Annotated in this window: 20 protein-coding genes; 8 read left to right on the top strand and 12 right to left on the bottom strand. The window is 65.2% G+C overall.

Annotated features, from left to right (window positions below; genetic code table 11):
* Positions 1-68: 68 nt before the first annotated feature.
* Together IPM18_00660 and IPM18_00665 are read right to left on the bottom strand one after the other, a co-directional pair.
* Positions 69-506 carry an ATP-binding protein gene (locus IPM18_00660; protein MBK9118109.1) on the bottom strand — a complete coding sequence of 146 codons (438 nt, stop codon included), beginning with the start codon at positions 504-506 and terminating at the stop codon, positions 69-71.
* Between the two features lie 31 nt (positions 507-537).
* On the bottom strand, positions 538-903 hold the full coding sequence (locus IPM18_00665; protein ID MBK9118110.1) for an STAS domain-containing protein: 366 nt from the start codon (positions 901-903) through the stop codon (positions 538-540).
* A gap of 296 nt (positions 904-1,199) precedes the next feature.
* Between IPM18_00665 and IPM18_00670 the strand changes: the two genes are divergently transcribed.
* From IPM18_00670 to IPM18_00680, 3 genes are all read left to right on the top strand, one after another.
* Entirely contained in the window at positions 1,200-1,817 is a 618-nt protein-coding gene (locus tag IPM18_00670; protein MBK9118111.1) for a methyltransferase domain-containing protein, read from the top strand.
* Positions 1,814-3,040 carry a BtaA family protein gene (locus IPM18_00675; protein ID MBK9118112.1) on the top strand — a complete coding sequence of 409 codons (1,227 nt, stop codon included), beginning with the start codon at positions 1,814-1,816 and terminating at the stop codon, positions 3,038-3,040. The genes IPM18_00670 and IPM18_00675 overlap by 4 nt, the downstream gene beginning before the upstream one ends.
* A 583-nt stretch (positions 3,041-3,623) precedes the next feature.
* A complete protein-coding gene (locus IPM18_00680; protein MBK9118113.1) occupies positions 3,624-3,878 on the top strand; it encodes a DUF4469 domain-containing protein in 255 nt (84 codons plus the stop codon).
* Positions 3,879-4,449: 571 nt separating this feature from the next.
* Here the strand turns inward: IPM18_00680 and IPM18_00685 are convergent.
* The 3 genes from IPM18_00685 to IPM18_00695 form a co-directional block, all read right to left on the bottom strand.
* A complete protein-coding gene (locus IPM18_00685; GenBank protein MBK9118114.1) occupies positions 4,450-6,819 on the bottom strand; it encodes a tetratricopeptide repeat protein in 2,370 nt (789 codons plus the stop codon).
* 64 nt (positions 6,820-6,883) lie between these two features.
* Positions 6,884-7,336 (bottom strand): NERD domain-containing protein, encoded by a 453-nt coding sequence (locus IPM18_00690; protein ID MBK9118115.1) that lies wholly within the window; start codon positions 7,334-7,336, stop codon positions 6,884-6,886.
* Positions 7,337-7,351: 15 nt separating this feature from the next.
* On the bottom strand, positions 7,352-8,395 hold the full coding sequence (locus IPM18_00695; GenBank protein ID MBK9118116.1) for a DUF21 domain-containing protein: 1,044 nt from the start codon (positions 8,393-8,395) through the stop codon (positions 7,352-7,354).
* A 449-nt stretch (positions 8,396-8,844) separates the two neighbouring features.
* Here IPM18_00695 and IPM18_00700 point away from each other — a divergent pair, with 449 nt between their 5' ends.
* Positions 8,845-9,576, top strand: a complete 732-nt coding sequence (locus tag IPM18_00700) for a class I SAM-dependent methyltransferase (protein MBK9118117.1) — start codon at positions 8,845-8,847, stop codon at positions 9,574-9,576.
* A 120-nt stretch (positions 9,577-9,696) separates the two neighbouring features.
* Here IPM18_00700 and IPM18_00705 read toward each other — a convergent pair whose 3' ends face one another.
* Positions 9,697-10,425, bottom strand: coding sequence for a hypothetical protein (locus IPM18_00705; GenBank protein MBK9118118.1), 729 nt, complete (start codon positions 10,423-10,425; stop codon positions 9,697-9,699).
* A 105-nt stretch (positions 10,426-10,530) separates the two neighbouring features.
* Here IPM18_00705 and IPM18_00710 point away from each other — a divergent pair, with 105 nt between their 5' ends.
* Both IPM18_00710 and IPM18_00715 read left to right on the top strand, forming a co-directional pair.
* Entirely contained in the window at positions 10,531-11,127 is a 597-nt protein-coding gene (locus IPM18_00710; GenBank protein ID MBK9118119.1) for a sigma-70 family RNA polymerase sigma factor, read from the top strand.
* Between the two features lie 18 nt (positions 11,128-11,145).
* Complete coding sequence (locus IPM18_00715) at positions 11,146-13,872, top strand: serine/threonine protein kinase (protein MBK9118120.1); 2,727 nt, start codon at positions 11,146-11,148, stop codon at positions 13,870-13,872.
* A gap of 365 nt (positions 13,873-14,237) precedes the next feature.
* Here the strand turns inward: IPM18_00715 and IPM18_00720 are convergent, their stop codons facing one another.
* From IPM18_00720 to IPM18_00730, 3 genes are all read right to left on the bottom strand, one after another.
* Positions 14,238-14,834, bottom strand: coding sequence for a PEP-CTERM sorting domain-containing protein (locus tag IPM18_00720; GenBank protein ID MBK9118121.1), 597 nt, complete (start codon positions 14,832-14,834; stop codon positions 14,238-14,240).
* Between the two features lie 360 nt (positions 14,835-15,194).
* Positions 15,195-15,785 carry a pre-peptidase C-terminal domain-containing protein gene (locus IPM18_00725; protein ID MBK9118122.1) on the bottom strand — a complete coding sequence of 197 codons (591 nt, stop codon included), beginning with the start codon at positions 15,783-15,785 and terminating at the stop codon, positions 15,195-15,197.
* A 305-nt stretch (positions 15,786-16,090) separates the two neighbouring features.
* Positions 16,091-17,716: a 2,3-bisphosphoglycerate-independent phosphoglycerate mutase gene (locus tag IPM18_00730; protein MBK9118123.1), complete on the bottom strand. Its 1,626-nt coding sequence runs from the start codon at positions 17,714-17,716 to the stop codon at positions 16,091-16,093.
* A gap of 363 nt (positions 17,717-18,079) precedes the next feature.
* Between IPM18_00730 and IPM18_00735 the strand changes: the two genes are divergently transcribed.
* Positions 18,080-18,850, top strand: a complete 771-nt coding sequence (locus IPM18_00735) for a hypothetical protein (GenBank protein MBK9118124.1) — start codon at positions 18,080-18,082, stop codon at positions 18,848-18,850.
* 49 nt (positions 18,851-18,899) lie between these two features.
* Here IPM18_00735 and IPM18_00740 read toward each other — a convergent pair whose 3' ends face one another.
* The 3 genes from IPM18_00740 to IPM18_00750 form a co-directional block, all read right to left on the bottom strand.
* Positions 18,900-20,783 carry an ABC-2 transporter permease gene (locus IPM18_00740; GenBank protein MBK9118125.1) on the bottom strand — a complete coding sequence of 628 codons (1,884 nt, stop codon included), beginning with the start codon at positions 20,781-20,783 and terminating at the stop codon, positions 18,900-18,902.
* Positions 20,784-20,905: 122 nt separating this feature from the next.
* A complete protein-coding gene (locus tag IPM18_00745) occupies positions 20,906-21,832 on the bottom strand; it encodes an ABC transporter ATP-binding protein (protein ID MBK9118126.1) in 927 nt (308 codons plus the stop codon).
* Between the two features lie 111 nt (positions 21,833-21,943).
* Entirely contained in the window at positions 21,944-24,316 is a 2,373-nt protein-coding gene (locus IPM18_00750) for a hypothetical protein (GenBank protein ID MBK9118127.1), read from the bottom strand.
* 490 nt (positions 24,317-24,806) lie between these two features.
* On the opposite strand from IPM18_00750, the gene IPM18_00755 reads away from it, so the two are divergent.
* A complete protein-coding gene (locus IPM18_00755; protein MBK9118128.1) occupies positions 24,807-26,276 on the top strand; it encodes an MATE family efflux transporter in 1,470 nt (489 codons plus the stop codon).
* Positions 26,277-26,296 lie beyond the last annotated feature (20 nt).

Genomic DNA, 26,296 nt, shown 5'->3' on the forward strand with positions numbered 1-26,296 from the left:
ATGATTTACGGTGCGAATCCGCGACCGTGGTGGGCTCGGCGGCAGGGTTCCTGCCCCAACGGACCTGCTCAGCGCGTATTCTCCTTCAACAACCAGACTTCATTCCCACTGTCGCTGTAAGCGACTTTCGTCATGTAGGACTGCATCAGCATCAGGCCCCGGCCGCTGGGACGCTCCAGGTTCTCATCCGCAGTCGGGTCCGGTACCTTTTCAGGGCAGAAGCCGGGACCCTCGTCACGGACCATGAAGACGATGCGCTGCGGGTCCACGTAATAACGCAAGTGAACGTGCTTCGAGCGATCGTTGCAGTTGCCGTGTTTGACGGCGTTGGTCACCGCTTCCTCGAAGGCGAGCTTGATCGCGAAGATGGTATCCTCGTCGTAACCGCAGTCGTGCAGCGCGGCCATGATGCGTGCTTCGGGTTCCTTCAGCAGACGCAGATCGTTCTTGACCGTGACATCGGTCAATTGCGCGTCGGCTATGCCAAAATCAGGAGGCACCTTCATGGCCCACTCTGACCCCTGCACCGGTCGCCACTTACCCCTGCTCGAACGCGCTGAGGGCCTGCTCCGACGTGTCGTGGATGTCGAACACGCGGTTGAGCCGAGTGATCAGAAAGACCTTGAAGATCTGCTTGTTGATGTTGGAGAGCTTGAGGCGGCCCTTCTGTTCCTGGACCTTCTGGTTGAGCGTGATCAGCATGCCGAGCGCAGCGCTTGCCAGGTGATCCACGTTTTCGAAGTTCAGCAGCAGTTGGAGACCCGGTTCGGCCTCGGCCAAACGCCGCAGTTCGTCGCCGATCTCCTGGATCGAAAGCTCTTCCAAAATCTTCCGGTCGGCGAACTCGACGACCGAAACCTGCCCGATCCGTTTGATCTTGAGGTGCGATGACGGCTGTTCCATTCCGGCAGTAACCTCCGCGGGCTTCGGCGAATATACGCTCCCGCAGCGACCGATCCGGGGCCGGGCCACGGACGCTCCGGGCCTTGGCCGCGCCAATTATAGGCGATTCTGCGGGCGTCACGCGGGGCTGTCAACCAACTTAGTCCGCCGGACCGCCCGGGCGCGCCGGCTGCGCGGGCCCTTTGTCACAGCCCGCCGCGTTGAGTACCATAGCCACTTCCGCTCGGATGAGGCGCGCGGCACGGCGGCGCCCCGGTGCATCCGGGCCGAACTCAAACCCGCGGAGGCCTGCGTCCTTGTCCGATACGACCGTCCAACGGTACTACCGCCTGCAATCCTACGTCTACGACGCGACGCGCTGGACGATCCTGCACGGTCGCCGGCGCGCCGCCGCGGCCCTGCGACTACGACCGGGCAGCTCCGTACTCGAGGTCGGCTGCGGCACCGGGTTGAACTTCCGCCATGTGCTGGCCCACCTGAATCCCGCCGCGAATGGGCGACTCATCGGACTCGACTTCTCCGCCGACATGCTGCGCCGAGCCGCCCGCCGGGTGGCGCGACACGGCTGGCCGCACGTCGAACTGGCACAGGCGGATGCGACGACGATGGACCTGGGGCGCACGTTCGACGCGGTCTACTTCGCATACAGTCTGACGATGATCCCGAACTGGCCGGCGGCCTTGGAACGGGCGTATGCCCATCTCAAGCCGGGCGGGGTGGCGGTGGTGCTCGATTTCAGTCGCTTTGCGGGCTGGGGACCGCTGGGAGCGTTGCCGCGGGGCTGGCTGCGGTGGAATCATGTCGAGACGGAACGCAATTACGAAGATGAGATTCGGCGGCGTTTCGACCACTGCGAAGTTAAGTATTGGGGCGGGGGCTACAACTTCACGGCCGTCGGCCGAAGGGGAGCATGACGATGGTCCAAGTCCTCGACATGCCCGCAGGCGAGCGGCGCGCCTGGCTGGAGCGGATGGTGTTCCGCGGCATCGTGTTCAACATGTCGTGGGAAGACCCGGAGATGGACCGCCAGGCGTTCCGACTGACGCCGGACGACACGGTGATCTCGATCAGTTCGGCCGGCTGCAATCCGCTGAACTTTCTCTGCCAGAACCCGCGTCGGCTGATCAGCGTGGACGGCAATCCCGCGCAGAACGCCATTCTCGAACTGAAACTGGCGACGATTGCCACGTGTGACTACGAAACGTTCTTCGACATCTTCGCGGCGCGGCGTCCGAGCATCGTGAGCAAGGTGTACCGTACGCGGCTGCGCGGTGAACTCTCGGTCCGCTCGCAGGAATTCTGGGATCGGCACCTGTGGATGGCGCACCGCGGGTTGTATGACTTCGGCAAGATGGGGCTCGCGGCGCGTCTGATCCGCTTCGTCCTGCCGCGTATCGGGATCTCTGCCCGGCGCATGGAGGAGTTCTTCGAGCTGCGCAGCGTCGCGGAACAGCAGGCCTACTACGAGCGCCACGTGGCCCCGCGGCTGTGGGGGCCGGTGGTGCATCGACTCTGCAAGTCGCGCTGGTTCATGTACCTGTGCGGCGTTCATCCGCGGCAGTTCGACCTGGTGCACGGGCGGCACGACATGTACGCCTACGTGCGGGAGCGCCTCGAGTACGCGCTGACACGCGTGCCGATCTACGACAATTACTTCCTCAGCGTAACGGCCACGGGGCGTTTTCGCGGGCAACGCGTCCCCCCCTACCTGCTCCCGGAGAACTTCGCGACGCTGCGGGCTAATCTGGACCGCGTTCTGGTGGTCAACGGCTGGCTCGGCCCGTTCCTCGATACGCAGCCGGCCGGCTCGATCACGAAGTTCAACCTGCTCGACATTTTCGACTGGATGACGCCCGAGGTTTTCGAGGGCACGCTGCGCAGCGTCCTGCGCGCGGCCGCCCCGGGGGCCACCCTGATCTACCGCAGCGGGAGCTACCGCCTCGACCCGCCGCCGTCGATCGCGCGGCACGTGCAACGGCACGATGAACTGGCCCAGCGCCTGTTCGCGACGGATCGCTCGGCGACGTACGGCAGCTTCTACGTCCTGTCCGTGCTCAGCAAACCGAACGGGCACGATCCAAATCACGCTGTCGCGGTCGAGCCGAACAGCGCGGAAGTTGGGGCAGCGGGGGTATAGGAATGGAGAGATTCGCGGGCGGGACGCCCGTCGTCCCGGGGGGCGGGGGCGCTGTGCGTGGCGGGGTGGGGTGTGAAGGTGGGGGGAATGGCTGGGTTTCGCGCAACGGGACGGCACAAGAGTGGGGAAGAATCTGCCAAGAATATCAAGAATGCGCGCCTGTCGCGCGCCAGAAGTGAGATTCTTGGAAGATGGGTAAGATCGCGGGGAGGGGAAGCGGTGCGGGAGCGTTCCGGGGCGCGGGAGCGGCGCGGGGTCGGGGTGGACGGCGGGGATGAAGGGCGGCATGCGCATGCAGGAGGATTACCCCGGGTACGATCGAGGGCAAGGCGAAGTTGCGGGGTGCGCAGTGGCGAGCGGTGAGGCGCGACGGGGGGCGAATCGTCATGGCCCAAAGCGCGGCGGCGTGCGATCGCCAGCGCGGGGTGCGGTCGGATGAAACGGCGGGGTACGGCAGATCGACGGACGCTCAATTCGGAGCCGCTTCGGCGGTGGTGACCGCCAAGCGCTGCACGAGCTGTTCCGCCGCCACGCGCAGGCGGCCGGCCACGAGATCAAGCAGCACGCCTGGCCCAACGACCTCGTGAGCCGTCTGCAAGCGGACCCGGCCGCCGCGGATGAGGGCATCTTCCTCCTGCCGGCCGCAGGCGGCCCCGCGCTGCGCATCCCGCCGCAGGTGGTGCAGCGCAACAAGCCGTCGCTGCTCGTCTTCCTCAACCCGCCGGGGCTGAGCGGGACGTACACGCTCGAGGTCCGCGCCCGCGTGGGCCGCGGCAGCGCCGCCCGCGAGCTGCGCACCGGCCGGCTCGACGGCCCGCTGACGGCCGCCGCGGAGTGAGGGCGGGGGAACGGGGGAACGGGGGCACGTGGGAACGGCGCGGGGGAACGGCGCCGGGAGGGAAGGGAACAAGGGAACAACGTAACAACGGCAAGGCCCGCGCCACGGGCGGCCCCGCGGCCCGTACGCGGACCTTCGCGTCCCAGTGCGCGATCCCGGGTCCTGCCGCGGCGCGATCCGGGCCGGGCAGAGGCTGCGCCCGCGCTGCGGCGTGGTACGGTCCGTACCACGCCGTGGTCTGGTGCGCACCACGCCGTGGTCGGGTGCGTACCACGCCGTGGTCGGGTTCGTACCACGCCGTGGTCGACACGCTGCCTCGGGTTGATAGAGGCGCCCCCCGCCCCGAACCGCTGCCGGACCCCACCCGGCCCCCGCCCCGAACGACCCCGACCCGTGCCCCCGGCGGGCGTTCCTACCGGACCCGGCCGGCCGGTGTGCGGGGTCCCGCCGGCCGAGGGCGGAGGGCCACCACGAAGAGCGCGAAGAAAAGCAGAAGTCAGAAGGATGAAGTCAGAACGAAGAAGCCACCCCCCGCGCCCCACCGACACCCGCGGCCCGCGGCCGCCAACCCTCACTCCGCGGGCGGCAGTTTGTCCAGCCAGCCCTGCACCAGCGCGACCATTTGTGGCATGCCGATCTGTGCGAAAAGGTCGCGGGCCTTCGTCCACAGCTCCCGCGCCGCCTCCAGGTCGCCGCGGGTCTCGTAGACGATGCCGAGGTTACCGTGGGCGTTGGCGATTCCGTCGAGCCGCCCGAGGCGCTCATTGGTCTCTAGGGCCTTGCGGTACATTGCCTCGGCCTTTTCCAGGTCTCCTTGCGTCTGGTAGACAGTTCCGAGGTTACCGTACTGGTTGGCCATGCCCTCCAGCCGTCCGAGCTGCTCATTAATCTCCAGCGCCCGGCGGAACATTGCCTCGGCCTTTTCCAGGTCTCCTTGCGTCTGGTAGACAGTTCCGAGGTTACCGTACTGGTTGGCCATGCCCTCCAGCCGTCCGAGCTGCTCATTAATCTCCAGCGCCCGGCGGAACATGGCCTCGGCCTGCGCCAGGTCGCCGCGTATCCGGTAGACGATTCCTAGGTTGCCGTAGCTGCTGGCCACGCCCTCCAGCCGGCCGAGCTGCTCGTCGATCTCCAGCGCCTTGCGGTGCAGGGCCTCGGCCTGCTCCAGGTCGCCGCGCATATGGCGGACGATACCGAGGTTGCCGTAGTTGGCGGCCAAGCCCTCCCGCCGGCCGAGCTGCTCATTGATCTCCAGCGCTTTGCGGTGCATGGCCTCGGCGTCTTCCAGCTCGCCACGTACCCGGTGGATCACACCGAGACTACAGTACTGGTTTGCGAGGCCCTCGAGCACGCCGAGGCTCTTGAAGATTGCGAGTGCCTGGCGGTGCATTTCCGCCGCCTGCCCCAAGTCGCCGCGTGCGGCATAGATCAGCCCGAGATTGCCATAGTGGCTCGCCATCCCCTGCTTCCGACCGAGCCGTTCGTCGATGTCCAGCGCGCTACGGTGCATGCGCTCAGCCTGCTCGAGCTCGCCGCGACAACGAAGAATCAGGCCGAGGTTCCCGTATGCGTTGGCAATGCCCTCCTGTCGGCCGAGCCGCTCATTGACTTCTAGCGCCTTGCGCTGCATCGCTTCGGCATGCTCAAGTTCGCCGCGTGTGTAGTAGATCAATCCAAGGTTTCCACAATCCGTCGCCACTCCCTCCAATCGGCCAAGGCGTTCATTGATCTCTAGCGCATCTCGATACTTGGCCTCGGCTTCGGCGAGGTCACCGCGAGTCCGATGAATCAGACCCAGTTCGCCATACTCGTTCGCTACCCCGTCGAGGCATCCGTGCTGTCGGTAGAGTTCAAGCGCCTTGCGATGCATGACCTCAGCCTGATCTAGGTCGCCACGACTGTACAGGATAATGCCGAGATTCCCGTATTGGCGCGCCGCGCTCTCAGGACGCCCGAGTCTTTGGAAGCACTCAAGCGCCGCCCGGTGCAGCCGCTCGGCATGTATGAAGTCTCCGCGTGTTCGGTAGATTAGTCCGAGGTTGCCGTAGGCCACTCCCTTACTCTCCTCGCAATCCTGGCCAAGTGCTAGGACGCGTTCCAGCCAGCGCTGCGCCGACTGCAGATCGCCCCGCAGGAAATGAATGCGGGCAAGGCGGTTGACTGCATCGAGGTCGTCCGGCAAAAGTTTGAGGATCGCCGTCACTTGCTTCTCCGCCTCGTCGATGTTGCCGCGCAGGTACGCCACGGCCGCGATCTCCCGGCAGCGCTGCACGTAGTCTTTCGCAAACCGCTGGTACTGGGCTTCCTGCCGATCCGCATCCGCGATCAGGGCGGCTTCCAGCTTCGCCGGGTCGCCGGAGGCCCGGGCCTCCTCGATCGCCGCCGTCGCGCCCTCATCGCCGCCGCGGGCGAGTTCTTCCACGCGAGCCACCGCGGCAGTCAGTTCGTTCCGCATCGATTCGCTTTCGTTGCGGAGACCTGCGAGTTCGCCTGCCACTTCCGCGCGACCCAGGGCGCGCCCGTGCTCCCTGGCTTCCTGCACCAGCTTGTCCACGATCTCAAGCGTCAGCGGCGAGGGTGCGGTTGGCACCGGCGAACAGTTTGAGCTTGCGGGCGGCGGGCGGTGCCAGAGAAAGTGCAGAACGAGGGCGACGATGCCCGCCAACGCGAGTGGTAGCGAGAGCGCCCAGCGCGAGTCCACCGTGCTGAACTCGCCGCTACCCACGTCGGGCAGGTCGAACTTGAAATGAAACGCGGGAAACCAGCTTCCGATCGCAAGCGGGACGAGGCATATCCACGCGAGGCGCAGGTACGGCCGGCGCCACCACCACACCAGCCAGACTGCACCGACGAGCAGGAGCCCGACCAGCAGCGCTACGCCGATCGTGCGGAACTGCTCGATGAAGGCGAGCAACCCCAATTCCCACCGCGACGTGAACATGCGAGTACTGTACGGTGAACTCGCCTGAGGCGGCAACACGCCTGCGAGACACTTACGATGCAGGCTACTCCCGCCCGTGCCGCGCGATCGCCGCGGCGATGCGCTCGACCGCCTCGCGCTTCAGGACAGTCGGCTCGCGGCGAATGAAACTCGGCAGCGCCTTCGGGCTCAGCACCCACACCGACACGCCACGCGGCTGCGGCTCCACGAACCAGCCCGGAAACAGCACCACCGGCCGGATCGGCGGCGTGAGCCCGGTCTCCACCTGGATGATCTCCCGCACGCGGTCGGTCAGCGCGTGCACCTGGCGGATGGGGTCGCGGTCGGGCTCGTGGCCGTCGACGCGGATGCGCTGGCCGTTGTACGTCACATGAACATCGCGACACACCACGCACTTTGAGCGCGACTTCGTCTCGATTACGTACACAGCCGTCAACGCCGCTGCGGCAGAGTTGCCCCCCAGAATAGCCGGGGTGGCGGCGATTCGAAGCATTGATTGCGTGGGCGCAGGCGGCATGGAGGTATCGGCAAGTCAGCGAAGCGGGCGGAGCGTTTTGGAGCGGCGGTGTTCCATCCACCGCGCCAGCCGCTGCAGGTCTTTAACGGAATCGGTTTCATCCACGATTTCACGCCCAAGCAGCGTCTCGATCACATCCTCGAGCGTGATGATGCCCTCGATGCCCCCGTGCTCGTCGACCACCGCGGCGATATGCGCGTGCTTCACCAGCAGCTGATCGAGGGCATCCGCGACCGAGGCCAGTTCCGGCAGGATGAGAATCGGGCGCTTGAGCGTTGTGAGCGGCTCGTCGCCACGGCCACGGCCGGCAGCCGTCATAATGTCGTAGCGCGTCACGTAGCCGACAATGTTCTCGATCGTGCCCTCGTAGATCGGGACGCGCGAGTAGCGAATCGGCGGTTGCATCTGGGCGGCAGCACCGATGGTTTCGGTGGCGGGTAAGGCGAACAGGACCACGCGGGGCGTCAGGATTTCATTCAGCCGGACGCTTTCGAGGGACATGACGTTGGTCACCACTCGGAGGTCGCGCTCGCGCAGGGCGCCGGCCCTGTGTCCCAGACGGACGGTCGCAAGGACCTCGAACCGGCTGATGCGATCATGGTGGCCCTGGTGCCCGATCAGGCGGTTCAGCCATTCGAGCGGTACGATGAGCGGCAGGCAGAGTACGATCATCGCGCGCGTGGTGTACGCGGTAATGCCCACCAGCCGATCGGCATGCACGGCACCGAGCGTCTTGGGGATGATTTCGCTCAGGACCAGGATGGCCAGCGTCATGACCGCGCTCGCCACGCCCACGGCCGCATCGCCGAACGTCATGGCCGCTTGCGCGCCAACGCCGGCCGCGCCGACCGTGTGGGCGATCGTGTTGAACGTGAGAATCGCCGCCAAGGGCCGTTCGATGTTGTCCTTGAGTCCCTTCATGCTCAGGCCCGCGGGCGAACCCTGCGCCACGAGCGCTTCGACGCGGCTGCGTGGCAGACTGAGCAGCGCGGCTTCGAGCAGAGAACAGAGGAAGGAAACGCCGATCGCAAGCACCGCGTAGACGAGCAGGAGTGTCATCGAACGTGTTACCGTGAGCAACCATGCGCCCGCACGTGACTACGACCCGGCCGAGGCGTTGGTTTGTACGAGGGAACGTAGCGTGCGCCCGCGCAGGCGTCAATCGGTGCATGTTACGGGGGGCGCGCTGCGGGTGTCCTCCTGTATGCAGCAGAGGCGAGTGGACATGAAAGGAGAGGGCCTGAGAAGGCACTCGCCCAAAGGCGGGCGCGGCGCGCGGACTTGAGAGCGCTGCCGCACTATTCGTCCGCCCTCCCAAGCGACGGGATTGCCGCCAGGGTACCGGCCGAGTGGGTGAGGCAAGGCATGATCCCCACCGCTCATCGTCGCGCACCCAGGGCCGCGCGGGAGGAAATCGGCTGCGATACCGGTCACCATCGGCTAGACTGGTCGGGAAACTACCGGAAGCGCCACGGCCATCCGCAACTGGGAGAGACGTGGGACCGAGCATGAATCCATGGCAACAGTTCTTCGATCGCTACGCAGAGAATTATGACGACGAGGTCTTCACGAAGAATACCGACGCCGAAGTCGAGTTCATCCTCCAACAGACCACCCTGCCGGCCGGGTCAGCGTTCCTCGACCTGGGGTGTGGTACCGGTCGCCATAGCATTCCGCTGGCGCAGCGCGGCTACCGGGTGACCGGGGTAGACTTCTCGGCGGGCATGCTCGCGGTGGCAGCGCAGCGGGCCCAACGTGTCGGCGTAGAGGTCGAGCTAGTCCTTTCGAACGTGAAGGACTTCGTGCGCTGCGCAGCGTTTGATGCGGTCATCTGCCTGTGCGAAGGCGCGCTGTGCCTGCTCAACAACAACGAGGATCCCCTGCGGCACGACTTGGTTATTCTCCACAACATCCACACCGCGCTGAGACCGGGCGGTGTTGTAATTCTGAACGTACTCAGTGCCCTGCGCGCCGCACGGGCGGCCACCGAGCAGAGCATCCACGACGGTCGATTCGACCCGCTGACGATGACCGAGCAAAGTGACGTTCATGACTTGCTGCCCGATCTGCCGGCGGCGGAGAGGATGCGTGAACGCTATTACACCGCGCCGGAGCTGCGGCGCATGGCAGAAGACGCCGGCCTGCGCGTCGCGGGCATTTACGGCGGCACGGCCGGAAACTGGGGCCTGCGTCCAATCCGCCTGGACGACTACGAACTGATGCTGATCGCCACGAAGTAACCACTTGCAAGGGCTGGCGGAGGTGTGGCGAGGCAAGCGTTGTGCGTAACGCGGCCGGGGAGCTATATGAGCGGGCACGGTACGTCGCTGCTATTGCGGTACACGGCCCCACGGTGCTCGTCAGCCACGTGGGCGCAGCACGGTCGCCAGGAGGAGCAGTAGCGCGAACGTCGCCGGTTCGGGGATGACGCGCGTCGCGACGAGTTGGCCCTGGAGCCGCGTCTGGACGGAATTCCAGTACGTCACGCCGCTGATGATGAACACATCCACCGGAAGCACCAGCGTCTCCGTGCTGCCCGACTGGGTGAGTGAAACCGGTCCGGCGGCGGTGTTGCTCGCGAAGTTGGCGGCGAGACTGTAGGCCTCCTCAAGGAGGAAGGGCGTGTGGGCCATGCTAGCCGGGCCATAGCGAATCGGCGCGGTCAGCGGTGAACCATGTGTCGCGCTGCCGGACGGCAGCTCGAGCGCGATGTCGAAGAACCGGTTGGCGGCTGACCCGTTGAGCGCGAACGTCATGGCGCCAAAGACATCGACACCCGGCCCCGGGGGATCGAACGCCGGCAGGGGATGCTCAAGACCAACGATATGGCTCGTACCGGCAAAGGAAAGCGTCGAGTCGACGAGGTCGCCGGTGATCTGTCCGCCAAAATGTGCAATTCGAGACCCGGCGCCCTGGTCGCCGAAGCCGAAGTACGAGTTATTCCAGCCAACGTACGCACCGCCCGTGAGCTCAAGGAAGCTCTGCTGTGGATCTAGCTGATAGGTCACCATTTCAGCCGATGCGGGGACGAGCAGCACGAACAAGACGATTGTCGAAACGGCCGCGCTGCGGGCAAACCGGGTGGACATCTGGCACTCCTCAGGGCGTCGGTGGGCCACAAACCACGCGTACTGGGACCATCCCGACGTGCGTTCGGCCTTGGATGACGCACGGAGATATGCGATAATTCCGGGATGGGCGTGCAAGAATTCTCCGGGCCGGAGAATCCGAATCACGGTCACGAGTCCGCGCCGGCGTTATCCGGCGAAAGCGGGGCGCTGTTTCCACATATCTATACGCAGTTGCGCGACCTTGCGCACCGCAAGATGGCCCAGGAGTCGCGCGGGCTGACATTGCATACGACCGCCCTGGTTCACGAGGTCTATCTGCGCCTCAGCAGCGACCCGGACGTACGCTGGGAAAATCCGCGGTATTTCTACGCCGCCGCCGCCGAGGCCATGCGCCGTATCCTGATCGAGCGAGCTCGCCGTTACGCGACTACCAAGCGCGGTGAGGGCCGCCGCCGGGAATCCCTGGAGCAGGTGGACGAGGCAGGGGCCGCTGTGGCCGAGACGACCGACCCGGCTGCGTTGCTGTCGCTGGACGAGGCCCTGACGGAGTTGCGGACCTTCGATCCGGACCTGGCCGAGGTGGTCATGCTGCGGTTCTTCGCCGGTCTGACGTTTGAGGAGGTCGCGGCCACGCTCGGGCGCTCGCTCCGGGCGGTGAAATATGACTGGTCGGTTGCACGCGCCTGGCTCCTGCGACGCATAGAACCAAGAGGCGCCTGATGCCGGAGGTGCGATGCGATGCAGCCCGCGCCGGGCAACTGGGAAACCGTCAAACGACTGGTCGCGGAAGTGATCGACCTGCCGACCGCAGAGCGGGCGGGGTACCTGGCTGCCCAGACGGGGGCGGATGCTTCGCTGCGCAGCGAGGTTGAGTCCCTGGTGAGTTCGTCGGAATCGAGTGCCGGGGTGCTATCGCCGGCGCTGGACGCATGGGTGGGCTTCGGGCGCCCGGAGTTGGGGGCGCTCGATGGTCAACGGATTGGGCGCTATCGGCTGGAGCGCCTGCTTGCCGAGGGGGCCACGGCGGCCGTGTATGAGGCCACACAGGCGGCCCCGGCGCGCCGGGTGGCACTCAAGCTGCTTCGCGAGCCCCTGCCACTGGTGGAAGCATCGGGCCGATTCGCCCGCGAGGCGGCGGCCCTCGGTCGGCTCGAGCATCCTCACATTGCACGGATCTACGAGGCGGGCGTACATCGAACGGCAGCGGGTGCGGGGCTGCCGTTCATCGCGATGGAGTACATCGAAGGATTGCCGATCAACACCGCGGCCCGCGTGCGCTCGCTCGGACAGGGCGACCGCCTCCGGTTAATGATCAAGGTGGCGCGCGCGGTCCACGCCGCCCACCAGCAGGCGATCATTCACCGTGATCTCAAGCCGGCCAACATTCTGGTTGACGCGGCGGGTGAGCCGCACGTGCTCGACTTCGGGATCGCACGCATCACAGGCGGAACCGGCGATTACGACATCGGTCCGACCGCAGCGGGCATGCTGCTCGGCACGCCGGGCTACATGAGCCCTGAGCAGGCGTTGGGCCGGGCGGATGAGATCGACGTGCGGACGGATGTGTGGGCGCTGGGGGCGCTGCTGTACGAGCTCCTTACCGGGCGGCTGCCGATCGAGATCCGCGGGGCGACACTGCACGAGGCGCTGCAGCGGATTGAGCGGGCGGAGCCGGCACCACCGAGTCGTGTGGCCAGGGGGATCGCAGCGGATCTGGACCTGATCGTGACAACGGCGCTGGCGCGCGAGAAGCAGCGGCGTTACGCTTCTGCGCAAGCCCTGTCAGAAGATCTCGAGCGCTGCCTGCGAAACGAGCCCATCGCTGCAAGGCCCGCGACGCTCCGTTATCGGGTGGTCAAGTTTGCCCGGCGGCATCGCACCGGGCTGTTCCTAATCGCAGGATTCATCGTGCTGGTTGCGGCAGCCGGAGTCAGCGTGACCCGCGCCTGGATCCGGGCCGACCGCGAGCATGCCCGGGCCGCCGCCGTCAATACCCTGCTGCGCAACATGATCTCTGCCGCCGACCCGCACTACGGCGATCGCCACGTCACGATGGCCGCGGTGCTCGCGTCGGCCGAACGGCGTATCGACCAGACCCCGGGTCTGACACCCGACGTCGAGGCCGGTGTGCGCTCGGCGCTTGGCACGCTTTATTTCGGGCTGGGGGACTATGATCGCGCGCGGGAGCTGCTGGAACGCGGGATCGCCCTGCGCAAGCCGCTGGTGGGCGAATCAGACCCCGACCTGCTGGCAGACCAGGCCCGCCTTGCCATCATCCTGCGCTGGCAGTATGAGCCCGAGCAGGCCCGCCTGCTGGCAAGCCAGGTCCACAAGCGCGCACACCATGCCCTCGGTGCAGGGCACCTCACCACGCTGATCGCCGCCGAAACGCTCGCCGGCTGTCTGCTCGACCTCGATCAACTCGGTGCGGCGGAGGAGGCCTACCGAGACATCCTTACAGTGTGTCGTCGACATTGGGGCGACCGGCACGCGCAGACACTCACGACGCTCGGCAATCTCGCCGTCGTGCTCACCGCCCAGGGCCGCTATGCTGAAGCCGAAGTGCTTACACAGGAAGCGCTCGCAGCGCGGCTCGTCACTGGCGGTCCACATACGCTGGATGCCATCACACTGCGCGGCAACCTCGCGGGTCTGATGGCGGAGCAGGGACGGTTGGAAGCCGCGATCGCGGCGCTGCGCGCCGTGGTGGCGGATGCCGCCAAGTATCTCGGCGAATCGCACGAGCACACGCTCGAGCAACGCGCGTCGCTGGCCGAGTTTCTTCACCGCGCAGGCGCATCCGACGAGGCGCTGGCCGAAACACGGACCATCTTCGAGCGGCGGGTCGAGTCGAACGGGTGGGGACACGATCGGACGCTGTCGGCCTGCGGAGGGTATGCGGCCATGCTGCTGCGCTTGAAGCAGTATGACGATGCACACGCGCTAGCGCAGCGCGCGGTGCAGGAGACCGAGCGGGCACTCGGCGCTGACCACCTCTGGCATCACCGCAGCCGATTGACACTGGCCGCAGCGCTCTGTGGGCTGGGCGATGTCGAACAGGCCCGCGCCGTGTATGCTGACGCGATTGCTGCGCTCGAGGCGGCGCTGGGGCCGACACATGCACAGACGCTTGTGGCATGGAACAATTACGGCTTGTGCCTGGCTGAGTCCGGCGATGGGGACGCGGCGATCGCGGTACTCGAACCGACGCTCGTACGCGTGATCGAGAACTCGTTCGAAGCGATGGTACCCGTGGTGCGCCGTAATCTGGGTCACGCGCTGCTCGTCGCGGGCCGGTTCACCGAGGCCGAGATGCAACTCTGTGAGGCGTACGAACAGAGCTTGATGCGCGGCGAACACGAGAATGCCCGCCGGGCGGCGGCACTGCTCGCGTCGCTGTGTACGTCGCTGGATCGCGCCAGCGATGCCGCAACGTGGCACAGCCGCACATGGGTGGCGGACTGAACCCCTTGCAGTCGCACCCGCCAGGCCAAACCTGCTGCAACGGGCGCAACGTCCAATGGGCCATTTCGAAGTTGAGCTGGGCCGATCCCCACTCGGCAGAGGTCGGGGAGTTATTGCTGTGGCACAGTTCCTCTGCGGCGTCGTGATCGTGATGGACACGACCGAATCTACGATTCAACCCCACATTTACGATCGGCTGTGACGGTGCAAGTACACCGTCACAGCCGCGACGACGAGTCTTCGTTCCTTGAGTGTCGCGGGAACGAATCCCGGTTGTGTCAGAACCCAAACAAGAAAACCGCGAGTTCCCGGACATGGGAACCCGCGGTCGATCGATCGCGAGAAAATCTCGTGCGGAGGACGGACTAGCGGCGGCGAACCGCGAAGATGCCACCCAGCGCGAGGAGCACCAGAGCGCTCGGCTCCGGAATCACGTTCGCGCCGATGATGATCTTGTACGCCCAGTCCTCAGTGTGCGGCAGATCGGTGTCGTCGTCGATACCGTCGAAGACGGTCGGCGTTACCCGGGCCACGCCCGCGTCGTTGTAACCGCTGATACCAAGGTAGTAGCGGCCCGGACCGGGGAGGTCCGTCTGGATCGACGGCATGAAACCGATGTTGCTGTCATCATCGAAAGCGTAGATGTTGCCCGCGGCATCGATGATCATCATCTGGCCATCGGTGCTCGTCGTGCTCATCGGCAAGGCGTAGGCGGCCGCGACGACATGGGCCGGACCTTCAATGTCGAAGGCGTACCAGTCGACGTCACCGGGGCTGAGATAACCATCGATAAGCAGAGAACCACCGGGAATCATGAACTGACCCACGTAGTTGTTCGCATCCGCGGTTGCGACACTGTCGTTCGGCTCGACCTCGTTCCAGACGCCGCCAATTTGGGCGAGCGCCGGCGATACCAGCAGCGCCATGCTGCAGATCGCAGTACCTCTCCAGAAGTGCTTCATCCTCTGACTCCTTTCCGTCGGCCCTAAGGCCGCACTCATTCCGATACCAGCGCGATGCCCCGAAACGGGGCAACCTCCACGCGGCGCGGTTTGCGCGCCTCGGTCCTTTTCACCACCATCGGAGAGTCTACCCGCACCGCCTATCTCTTTTCAACCCAAAGATGGGTGACCGGAGGGTAAAAAACCTGTGAGTTATGTGAGTTATTCGAAACCGTTCCCAGGAGTTCCCAACCATGGAAACGGTTACGGCATGCGCCCTGCCGGGATAAAAAAAGAACCCGCGACGCCTCTGGAAAAGCATCGCGGGGTGAGGGAAACCATCTGGATTCGGGGCAAACTATTCAATCGCCCGCGGCCGCACTAGCGGCGACGGGTCACGAACAACGCACCCAGCGCCAACAACACGAGGGATGCCGGCTCCGGAATCACGTTCGCACCCATGATGAGCTTGTAGGCCCAATCCTCGGTGTGCGGAGCTCCGGACGGGGTAAGACCGTCGAAGACGGTCGGGTTGCCCGGCAGGTTGCCATCGTTGTAACCGCTGATACCGATGTAGTAGCGGCCCGGACCCGGCAGGTCCACCTGGATCGACGGCATGAAGCCAATGTTGTTGTCATCATCCGCAGCGTAAATCGTGCCTGCGGCGTCGATGACCATCAACTGGCCGTCAGTCAGGTTCGAGCTCATCGGCAAGGCATAGGCCGCGGCGACGAGGTGCGCCGGGCCTGCGATGTCGAAGGCATACCAATCGACGTCACCGGGGCTGAGGTAGCCATCGATGAGCAACGAACCACCGGGAATCATAAACTGGCCAACGTAGTTGTTGGCGTTGGCGCTGGGGACGTTGTCGTTCGGTTCGACCTCGTTCCAGACGCCGCCGATCTGCGCTAACGCCGTGCCGGTACACAGCGTCAACCCGCAGAGCAGCGTAATGCCTTTCCTGAGCTTCATAGTTCCTCCTTCAATTACCGGACGACCCATGCCGTCCGCAGTTTCGGATGACCCAGCCAGGAACTCGGCGCAGCCCGAACGCCGCATATGCCGGTTCCTTGCACCAAAAATTGATGCGGAACTCCGCCGTAGACGTGTAACAACGGAGCGCAACTCTTTCCCGATAACAGAAGCTTACCGGTCTCGGTGGGCCGACACAACCCGAAACCTCGGTACGATCCCCGAAATCGTGCCCAAAGCGCGCAATAACGCTGTTCTGATGCAGAAAATGGTGTCTTTTATCGGTCGTACTGGCCGGGTGCTTTTCACGGTCCCAGTAAGAGCGACTCTCCGGTCATGCCGTCGGGCACCTCCAGCCCCATCATCTGAAGGGCCGTCGGCACCAGGTCAGCGAGACGACCGCCCGCCCGCAACTGCATACCCCGGAAGGCCTCTCCGAACAGGTACAGCGGCACCGTTCCGACAGTGTGGGCCGTGTGCGGCGCACCGGTCTCCGGGTCGACCATGCGCTCGAAATTGCCATGGTCGGCGGTGATAATGCCGCAACCGCCGCGCTGCAACACGGCCTCATAGACCCGACCTACGCACTCGTCCACCACCCGGCACGCCTGCACCGCGGCCGCGAGCGAGCCAGTGTGCCCGACCATGTCGGGGTTCGCGTAGTTCAGCACGATGAAGTCGTCGATCCCGGTCGCGATGCGTGCCAGCAGCGCCTCCGTCAGCGGATAGGCCGACATTTCCGGCTGCAGGTCATACGTCGCCACCTGTGGTGAGGGCACCAGCAGGCGCTCCTCACCGGGGAACGGATCCTCGCGGTAGTCATTGAAGAAGAACGTCACATGGGGGTACTTCTCCGTCTCGGCCGCACGGAACTGCCGCAGCCCGAGCGTGCTGAGGTACTCGCCCGCGATGTTGCGCATCTTCGGCGGTTTGGGATAAGCCACTTTCACGGGCAGCCCACGCTCATAATCCGTCAAGGTGACATAGCACACGTCGAGCTGCTTGCCGCGGTCGAACCCCATCGACTTCTTTGTGCCGTCCTTGTCCAGCGCCTCGTACGGGAACTTGTCGTAGACAAACGCCTTCGTCAACTCGCGCGGACGATCGCCACGGAAGTTGAAGAACACGATCGCGTCGCCGTCGCGCACCGTCGCCAGCGGCGTCCGGCCATCCTCGCTGATCACGGTCGGCGTGATGAACTCGTCGCCCGTCATGTTGGCCGAGGTCGGCTGGTCGTAGTAGCGTTGCACGGCCTCCGCCGCCGTTGGCGCCGCCTCCGCATCACCATGCACCAGCATGCGGTACGCCCGCGCCACGCGATCCCACCGGTGGTCGCGGTCCATCGCCCAGTACCGCCCGCAGACGCTCGCGACTTCGCCGACGCCGATCTCACGCAGTTGCGCCTCGATCTGTCGCACGTAGCCGAGCCCCGAGGTCGGCGGAGAATCCCGCCCGTCCATGAAGCAGTGCACATAGACCTCTTTGAGCCCGCGCCGCGCCGCGAGCGTGACGATCGCATAGAGGTGCTCCAGCAGTGAATGCACCCCGATGTCGCTCGCCAGCCCGAGCACGTGGAGCCGCCCCTGGCGTGCCTTGCAGGTCTCCACCGCCGCGACCAGCTCCGCATTCTGGTAGAAGCTGCCGTCGCGGATGGCCTTCGTGATCCGAACCGATTCCTGATCCACGATGCGCCCAGCCCCGATGTTCTGATGCCCCACCTCGCTGTTGCCCATGGTCCCTTCCGGCAAACCTACATCGAAGCCGCTCGTCGCGACCAGCGTCCACGGCCATTCCTTCCGCAGCCGGGCATCCACCGGCGGTTGGGCAACCTGGATGGCGTTCGTGGCGTTCTCGCTCACGTGCGGATTCTCGCCCCAGCCGTCGCGAACGATCAGGATGAACGGTCGATTCTTCACTTTGGCAGCTGCCATCCGGCACTCCTTCATAAGCACATCAAGACACCCGGTGCGGGACTGCCTGGCAGTGGGGCGTCATACGGCCGAACTGCGTTCACCGGGCCAACGGGAGGATCCATGCCCCTCCGCCGACCACCCGGCGGAGCCCCCCAGCACCTCCGCGGACGGCAGGGCTTTACCCGGGTATCTACCCGGTCGCAAACGACCGCCGTCCGATTCCGGGGCATCATACCACAGGCGCTACAATGGCACAGGGGGGAATGAAGTGTACGCCGGCAGCGAGCCACGGTACGATAAGATCAGGTGAGCTTTTCATGAAACAAGCGCCGAAAGGGGTGACGCTTGCCGCACGTTGAAAGTGGACCCGCCCGTACAGACATGCTATGGCGGCTTCTGCAGGCCGCACTCTTCCTCGGTTTCTCCGGCTGGTTTGTCCTCGACGGGGCGTACCTTTACCCCGCCAAATCCCAGGCCGAGGCCACCAACGGACTGAAGCTGCGACCGTTCGCCGGCGCACTGACCTACAGCAATCTCCCGGTAGAGCCGGCCAACCCGGAACAAGCCCTCAAGCGCCTGCGCGAGGCCCGGCCGGACCGCCTCTCCGCAGTCGAGGAGTTCTTCGGCCAGCAAGCAAACTTTTCGGAGGGCGAGGATCACTACTGGGTGAGCCAGTACGGCTGGGTCAAGGTACCAGCCCCGGGCGGCGCCGTGAACCTGTCCCAGATGGGAGCCCGCGTCTGGTACAAGTCCCTTGGTTCAATTCGCGAACAATTCTATTGGGCGCTCATTCCCCTGCCGATCGGCCTGTTCTTCCTTTACAAACTTTACCGCGCCGTCACCCTCCGTGTGATCGTTGATGGCGAGGGGCTGATCTATGGCGGCCGGCGGATACCCTTCAGTGCGATACGGGACCTGCGCGATTTTAACAAGCGCGGCTGGATTGACCTGTATTACGACGAGGCCGGCACGGAACGCAGACTGCGGCTCGACTGGGAGAAGTTCGCGAAGTTTGACGAGGTCGTCGCCGCCCTGTGTACCGCTAAAGGGTTACCGAACGCCGTTGCCGCCTGGCGCCGGCAGGAAGAAGCGGACAACCCCGCGGATGACGACGAGATCACCCAAGAAACCGGCACAAAAGGTGAACGGTAAGCGTCGGGGCCCCTACGGCGGGAATTCGGCAAGCACAGCGGACCCGCATTCAAGAGGACTGCCGCCTGACTGTCATGTCGAAGTTGCGCACCATATTCGAGTAGAGCGCCATCGTCACCCCCAGGTACATTCCGACGGCCACCAGCGTAAAGATCAACCGCGTCAAGCGGAACGCAGCATACTGAGATGGTGTCGGCCCGGTTGCGACAGCGCCCCAACCCCCACTGCTCCGCGCGACTCTTTCCGTCGCTGTCCACGGGTCAATCAGCGCTTCTACTCCCCACAGGGGCGTAAACGGCAGAAACACTCCCGCTACAACTTCATTACTCGCGCGTACGGCCAGACCGCAAGCGGACAGCAGGCCCGCTGACGTCAGCACAATGGCCGCGCTGAGCATCACCGCCTGAACAGTTTTCTTCGACAAGAGCGAGAAATGCAGACCGACCATCGCCGCGACGGCTGCAAATGCCACCATCTGCAAAGGAATCAGGAAGACGCTTTCGATCGCCGCAACCGGTTGTGCCGGCCGTTGCAGCAGGTCCACCACGGCGAACGCCGCAAGCGTCACGGCAGGAACCGCAATCAGCGGAATCACCAGCCGCACAAGCCCCTGCAGCATGCCGGCGATGATGTACTTGCTGGTCAGCGGCGTGCAGAGCAGCAGTTCCATCGTCAGCGTTTCCTTCTCGCGCGTCAGTGTCGTAGCCGCGGTGGTCGTCACCACTAGCAGAATCACGGCCAACTCAATCCACACGAGCGGGATGAGGAACGCCCGCGCGCTCGCCGCCGCCTGCGCGGCCGGACCGAACTGGCCGGCGGCGTAGCTCACCGCGAGGCCCACGCCGAGCAGCAGACCGATCACGATGAAGAGCTGCCGCAGCAGCGACCGCCCACCGGCAGAAGCGCGCGTCGCCGCCTCACGCCAGGCGATCGGGTTGTTCCAGACGCGCCGCGGCCGGCGCCGCCGCTCCCCGTCACCCCGTGGCCGAAACCGTTCGCGCCAAGCGGTCCAGAACGAGTTCTCCCCCTCCAGGGCCCCGCGCCGCACCCAGATCAGACTGAGCAGGATCATGGCCGCGGAAGCACCGGTCGTCAGCAGCATGTAACCGTACTGCGGGTAGGCCAACAACCACGCGATCGGGCGCGCGAAGCGGGCCAGTTCGCCAAGCGTGGGGGCCGGGGTCTGCCCCGTCACGACGAGCAGTGCCAGCAATGGATGGACGGGCGCGAGCACACTCATGCGATACTGGTTGAAGCCGTCGAAAAATACCTTCGCGGGCCGGGCCTCCGGTAGCTGCCCCCAGGGCGACAGCCCTACGGCCGCAACCGCCAGCAGGTAGAGCGCAACACCCGCGAAGAACGCAAAGATGGTCCGTCGCGTGCCGATCTTCAGGAAGCTGATCATGATAGCGATCGAACCCGCGACCAGGCCGGTACAGGCGGCCAACCCGAAACTCTCGAAGATCTCCTTGGTGGTGACACCACCGTAGATCATCGTGATGCAGAAGATCGGGAGCCCCGCCAGCAACAGCGCCCAGACAAAGAACAGCCGACTGAACAGGGAACCGAGGACGATCTGCGCATTGCTCAGTGGCGTTGTCAGGAGAATGTGGAAGGTGTTGGAATCCTTCTCCTGGGTAATCGCCCCGGCGCAGAAAATCGGCGCGATGAAGCTCATCAGGACGAGTTGCACGACGCTGACGGCCATGAAGGTGCGGGTGGATTGCTTGGCAAGCTCCGCGAGCGACTGCCCGCCGACGCCGATCAGCAGGCCGCCGCCCAGGACGAACACCAGCACCAGGACGATCAGGTAGGCCACCCGCGCCCAGAGGTGCCGCGTGCGTTTCCCGCCGGTCGCCACGACGCGCGTCAGGATCGGGTTGCCCGGAAGCAGGTGCCACAGCCACAATCCAATGTCATGCAATACCGTCATGGCCGAATCCTGGCGAACCGGGTCCAAGGAACCGGTGCCGCCGGTCGCAAGCCCCGCCGCGCGGCCTGGGCAGATCGGTGCAATCCGCTTTCATTTTGCGGTCCTGTCACCTTGGGTCCATCCTACTGCACCACGCCTTTTGTCAGCCGCATGAAGGCCGTCTCCAGGTTGACCTCTTCCTGCCGAATTTCGTGGATCCGCAGCCGCTTCGCGAGCAGGGCCTCGGCGATGAAACTGAAGTCGGTCGTGTCGGTCCCCAGCGTCAGCACCACCTTGCCATCGTCGAGTGCCGCTTCCTGCACGTTCGGCAGCCCCTCGAGCACCAGGCGCGCCTGCTCCTGATCATCGGGCGTAATCACGTGCACGCGCGTTCCGATGCGGGCCCGCCGCAGCGCCTCGCGCACCGAGCCATGGAACAGTAGCTCCCCCCGCTCCAGGATGCCGATGCTGCTGCACAGGTCCGCCAGCTCCGGCAGGATGTGGGAGCTGATAATGATCGTCTTGCCCATCCGGTGCAGTTCCTTGAGCAACTCGCGAATCTCGATCCGCGCCCGCGGATCGAGCCCGCTCGCCGGCTCGTCCAGCAGCAGCACCTTCGGGTCATGGAGCAGCACGCGCGCAATACTCAGGCGCTGCTTCATGCCACGCGACAGGGAGTCCACCAGCGCTTCGCGCTTGTAGCCGAGGTCGGTCAGTTCCAGCACGTCCCCCACAATCTGCGTACGCTTCCGACCCGTGATGTTGTACGCGCTTGCGAAAAACTCGAGGTACTCCTGGACGACCATGTCCTCGTACGCACCGAAGAAGTCGGGCACGTAGCCAATCAGCGGGCGGATCTTGCGCGACTCGTACCCCACGACATGCCCGCAAACCCGGGCCTCTCCCCAGGTCGGCTGGAGCAGCGTCGCGAGGATCCGGATCGTGGTGGTCTTGCCCGCCCCATTGGGTCCGATGTACCCGAAACACTCACCCTCCTCGATATCGAGGTGCAGGTTGTTCAGCGCCACCAGCTTGCCGTAGCGCTTCGTCAGGTTGATGGTCTGGATGATCATGGTGCGAGTCCCCCGGCGCACGGCACCGTGCGGCGCGCGGGCCCGCCCCATGCGAGCGACGGATCGACGCTGCTCTGCCTGAACTTCGCTTTCACGCGCGCGCTCCCATCAGGGTGGACTGCTTTCGTACCGCAGCGGCACCCGCAGGCGGTAGACCGCCAGCCCACCGCCCGCCCGCAGTCGCTGCCCATTCCGCAATACTTCGACCGGGGCCGGTTGTTCACTCCAACATAGCAGCACGGCCTGCCCGCGCATCAGCCAATGCGAAATATCTACGTTGGGCAACCCCCGTAAGTTGAAGTTCCGGCCGACGGTGTCGAACTGGCCGCGCCCGCTGTTGTGCAGGTAGTAGTTGCGCGTGGCCGCGAGCAGGAGCGTTTCACGGGGGCCGGTCGAGCCGCCTCCCATGCCCGGTAGCAGGCCCGTTCCGGCCCAGCCGAACTGCTGATCGTACAGTGTAGGCAAGTCCGGCATCTCGCTGCGTAGCAAGTTGCTGCGCCGAGACCACCCGGCATAGAGGTTGTCCACGCGCTCGTACCACGCCTGGCCGAGTTGCTGCGCCGTCTCGCCGGGTAGAATCCGCCCGAAGGGAACTGCCAGGATGTTGACCGCGGGCGGCCACTCTGCGAGGTCCAGCTTTCCGCCCACCTCTTCCGTCAATGGGTAGCGCTGCGTCCAGCCCGCCACCCGCCACGGCACACCCACGGCACCGTCATTCAGCCGCGGATCAATGTAGAGCAACACACCACCATCAATCGGGAAATCGAAGTCGTTCCGCAGCCAACTGTTGGGCGTCAAGCGTCCGCTGCGCCGGTTGGCGGTCAGATCCGCCAGGAAACGGCCTTTCAGCTCACCGCTCCAGAACCCTTCGAACTGCTTGAGCGTCGCCCGCATCGCCACGCCCTGCAGCCGCCCCTGCGACGGCAGCGCCACGTACCGCTCCGGCGTCACATAGGAGCTGCTGAGGTCCGGTGGCGCGGCGAGCGGCCGGACGAAGCTCGGCTCGCCGCCTAGTTGCATTCCGACCGAATCGCGCACGGCGCTCTTGTAGCCGAACAGCACGCGGCCCCGGGCCAAGCCGGTTTCTCCGTCCACATCGAGCACCGCGAAAGTCTGCAGGCCGCTCGACAATCCGCGCAGCGCCCCGACGGAAGCGAGACTCAGCACGCTGGCGACAATCGCGACGGTCGCAAACGCCGGCCAGCAATGCGCAGTCAGCTTCCGCCGCAGTAGAAAAACCCACGTCCCGAGCGTAGCCGCGAGGATGTAGGCCGCCACAAAGATGAACGCGAGGAAGCCCCGCACCGCGGTCGCCGTGCTGAAGCTGATCGGAAGCACCACGGGTCGATACGCGTACTGCTGGTTGATGTCTCCGAAGCCCGCCGCCCGGCTTTGGGCTTCGAGAAACTTGGGTGTGTAGGAATTGAGTTCCAGCAGTAACCCGAAAACGCGCCCTGGAGTCACCCCGGGGACCGATGTCAGATCCTGCAACCCGGCCGCAACCGCCACCACACGCCCTGACCCTTCATAACGCATCGAAATCAATGAGAGTGCCGGTGTGCCCGGTGCGGCATCACCCAGGGTCACGGTCGTGTCACGGCGCGGCTGCGCCGTGGTGACCGCGATCGGGTCGGGGAATTGTGCGTCCGGTGCTGGAGAAGCCAGTACACGATTCATGAAAACCGGCAGTCGGCGGACCTGCACAATGGGGCCATCGCCTTCGAGCGGCAGCAGATCTGCGAGGTCGCTTCTTCGCAGCGCTTCCCAGCGGTCCCCAATGCCGATGATCAGTTGTCCACCTGCGCGCACCCAAGCCGATAGCGCATCACGTTGGGCGATCGACAGCGCCTCCGGCGATGGCCGGTCCCAAACAATCACATCCACGGCCTCGAGCCCGAGCCACCGATCCGGCATTTCACTCGCCGGCATCGAAGCAACGATTACGCCGCGGTAGTACGGCCGGGTACCCTCACCGGCAAACCCAGCGATCGCGCTGGGATCGATCAACCCGAGCCGCGTCACGCGCTGCGCACTGATATCAAGCACCAGCAGATCGTTGGCATGCAAGGCCGTGACGGCCTGCTGCTGAAGCGGCATGGGCAGGCGGCTGACCACGGTGCCGCTGGGGTCCAGCAGTTCCACGTGCGGCGGCAGGTCGGGCGCATGGTTGACCACCGCGTACATCCAGAATCGCTTCGGGCCGCCCTCCCCACCCGCCACCGTCACCTGCGCCTGCCGGTACGACACGATGTCACCGTCGAGGTCGGTCGCCTCGAGCGCCAATTCGCCCGTGAAGACTCCACTGCCCTGCACTTGCAGAGCCACGCGCACGGGGAGCCACTGGCCTTCGCGAATCACCGCTCCGGTGGCGTGCGGGAAACCAATCCCCTCCACGACGCCCTGGACGAGTTGCGCAGGCGCTGCGGCGACCGCAGCGGCAAGGAGCAGCGCGATTCCAATGAAGGATTGTTGGCCTCTCACGCCTTTCCTACCCTGGTTTGCGGAGGCACCCCGGGAAGGCACCCCACGTACTCGGACCCGCTGGGAATGTGCTCCGACCGGGACTGTCCCCGGTTTGTTGGCATCGTACAGAAACCCCCGGCCGATGCCATGCCAACCTTCCGATATTCCTGTAACGCCCTGTGCCTTGACCCCCAGACGGCAAGCCGCAATACTAGTTCCTTACGCAGAAGCTCTGAGGGCTTCGCCGCCAACCCCGCAGCGGGTCGGAAAGGTGTGGATGCCATGATCATGACTCCCAGAGATACCCTGCCGGAGCGTCCCGACGCGCCACGGTCCGACCGCACGCCCCCGCGTTAGCTGCCCTTTACTCGCGAATTACGGCTGGCTGTCTCCGGGCGCACGCGGTGTCCGGCGCTTTCGCTGTGTGGCGGCGGCCCACCAGCCGCTCCGATACGATCTTCTGCAACGATACTGCCTGGGGTAACTGACCGTGTCCGAGATCCAGAAAATGAATCCCGCGCTGCCGGCCGAGCACGCGCGCGGGCCAACCGTCGAATTACTCATCCTGGCGCTGCCCATCATCCTGATGATGGTCTCCCGGATGCTGATTGGCTTCATCGACTTCGTCATGGTGTCGAAACTCGGCACCGCGGCACAGGCGGCCATTTCGCCTGCCACCCTGCTGGTCTGGACCGTCGCCTGCCTCGGCAACGGCGTCGCGACGGCCGTGCAGACGTTCGTTGCGCAGACCGACGGCCGTGGTCGGCCGGAGCAGGCCGGCGCCTATGCCTGGCAATCCATCTACGTGGCCCTCGCCTACAGCATCCTGCAATTGCCCATTGTGCTGACGGTGCCGCAATGGTTTGGGCCGATCGCGGCTATCGGGCGGCACACGCCGGAAGTCGCGGCCCTCCAGATTGAATACGTCCAGATCGCGCTGTGGTCGGTCCCGCTCGTGATCATCTGCACCGGACTCGACGGGTTCTTCAGCGGCATTCGTCGGCCCTGGCTCACGTTCGTGGCGGTGCTCGTGTCCGTGCTGGTCAATGTGTTCGGCAACTGGGTGCTGATCTTCGGCCACCTGGGCTTCCCCGCACTGGGGATCGCTGGGGCCGCCCTCGCGACGATCATCGCCTGGTTCGCACGCCTGGTCGTGCTCGCCAGCGCGATGTTTCTGCAAGAGTTCCACGAGCGTTTCCGCACGCGCGGGGCACTGGCCTTTGACTGGCACAAGACCGTTGAGCTGATTCGGATCGGCGCCCCCACGGCCCTGGGTTGGCTGGTGGACATCGGCGCCTGGGCCGTGTTCATTCTTCTGATCATTCCGCGCTACGGGCAGGAGGTGCTCGCGGCCACGAACATCGGCATCCAGTACATGCACCTGTCGTTCATGCCGGCGGTGGGCATCGCCCTCGCGCTGACGTCGCAGGTGGGGCATGCCATCGGCGCCGGCCAACCGGAACTGGCCCTGCGGCGCGCTTCGATTGCGTTCCGTGTAACCGGTGTCTACATGGGGCTCGTCGGCCTGCTCATGCTCCTCGCGGGGGGTCCCCTGACCGGACTCCTCGCGGCTGGCGGCGACCCCGCCGTCATCAGCGCCGGGCGCCTCATCCTGGTCTGGTGCGCGATCTTCCAGGTCTTCGATGCGATGGCCATCACCTACATCAATGCGCTGCGCGGCGCCGGCGACACGCGGTGGCCCGCGATCGTCATGGGTTTGTGCTGCTGGTTCATTTTCATCCTGGGCGGGCTTGGGGTCGCCTGGTGGGTGCCGCAGTTGGGCCTGAACGGGCCCTGGATGACGTGCTCGCTGTACATCATTGTGCTTGGGCTTCTCGTCCGATTGCGGTGGCAGCGCGGTGCCTGGCGCCACATTCGCATCTTCCGCGATGGAGCCCATGGTGCCACGGTCGCGCCGACCGAGTCCACTCCGACCGGAGCCGCACCGGCGCTCGCGGCCGGGAGCGATGAGCGTTAGCGGCACCTCACCGGGCCGGT

This window comes from Phycisphaerales bacterium, from assembly GCA_016716475.1.
GTDB lineage: Bacteria > Planctomycetota > Phycisphaerae > UBA1845 > Fen-1342 > JADJWG01.

Bases quoted from the DNA above. Each gene is read 5' to 3' on its own strand.
- IPM18_00660 (MBK9118109.1), bottom strand. From the start codon at position 506: ATGAAGGTGCCTCCTGATTTTGGCATAGCCGACGCGCAATTGACCGAT.
- IPM18_00665 (MBK9118110.1), bottom strand. From the start codon at position 903: ATGGAACAGCCGTCATCGCACCTCAAGATCAAACGGATCGGGCAGGTT.
- IPM18_00675 (MBK9118112.1), top strand. From the start codon at position 1,814: ATGACGATGGTCCAAGTCCTCGACATGCCCGCAGGCGAGCGGCGCGCC.
- IPM18_00685 (MBK9118114.1), bottom strand. From the start codon at position 6,819: ATGTTCACGTCGCGGTGGGAATTGGGGTTGCTCGCCTTCATCGAGCAG.
- IPM18_00690 (MBK9118115.1), bottom strand. From the start codon at position 7,336: ATGCCGCCTGCGCCCACGCAATCAATGCTTCGAATCGCCGCCACCCCG.
- IPM18_00695 (MBK9118116.1), bottom strand. From the start codon at position 8,395: ATGACACTCCTGCTCGTCTACGCGGTGCTTGCGATCGGCGTTTCCTTC.
- IPM18_00700 (MBK9118117.1), top strand. From the start codon at position 8,845: ATGAATCCATGGCAACAGTTCTTCGATCGCTACGCAGAGAATTATGAC.
- IPM18_00705 (MBK9118118.1), bottom strand. From the start codon at position 10,425: ATGTCCACCCGGTTTGCCCGCAGCGCGGCCGTTTCGACAATCGTCTTG.
- IPM18_00710 (MBK9118119.1), top strand. From the start codon at position 10,531: ATGGGCGTGCAAGAATTCTCCGGGCCGGAGAATCCGAATCACGGTCAC.
- IPM18_00715 (MBK9118120.1), top strand. From the start codon at position 11,146: ATGCAGCCCGCGCCGGGCAACTGGGAAACCGTCAAACGACTGGTCGCG.
- IPM18_00720 (MBK9118121.1), bottom strand. From the start codon at position 14,834: ATGAAGCACTTCTGGAGAGGTACTGCGATCTGCAGCATGGCGCTGCTG.
- IPM18_00725 (MBK9118122.1), bottom strand. From the start codon at position 15,785: ATGAAGCTCAGGAAAGGCATTACGCTGCTCTGCGGGTTGACGCTGTGT.
- IPM18_00730 (MBK9118123.1), bottom strand. From the start codon at position 17,716: ATGGCAGCTGCCAAAGTGAAGAATCGACCGTTCATCCTGATCGTTCGC.
- IPM18_00735 (MBK9118124.1), top strand. From the start codon at position 18,080: ATGCTATGGCGGCTTCTGCAGGCCGCACTCTTCCTCGGTTTCTCCGGC.
- IPM18_00740 (MBK9118125.1), bottom strand. From the start codon at position 20,783: ATGACGGTATTGCATGACATTGGATTGTGGCTGTGGCACCTGCTTCCG.
- IPM18_00755 (MBK9118128.1), top strand. From the start codon at position 24,807: ATGAATCCCGCGCTGCCGGCCGAGCACGCGCGCGGGCCAACCGTCGAA.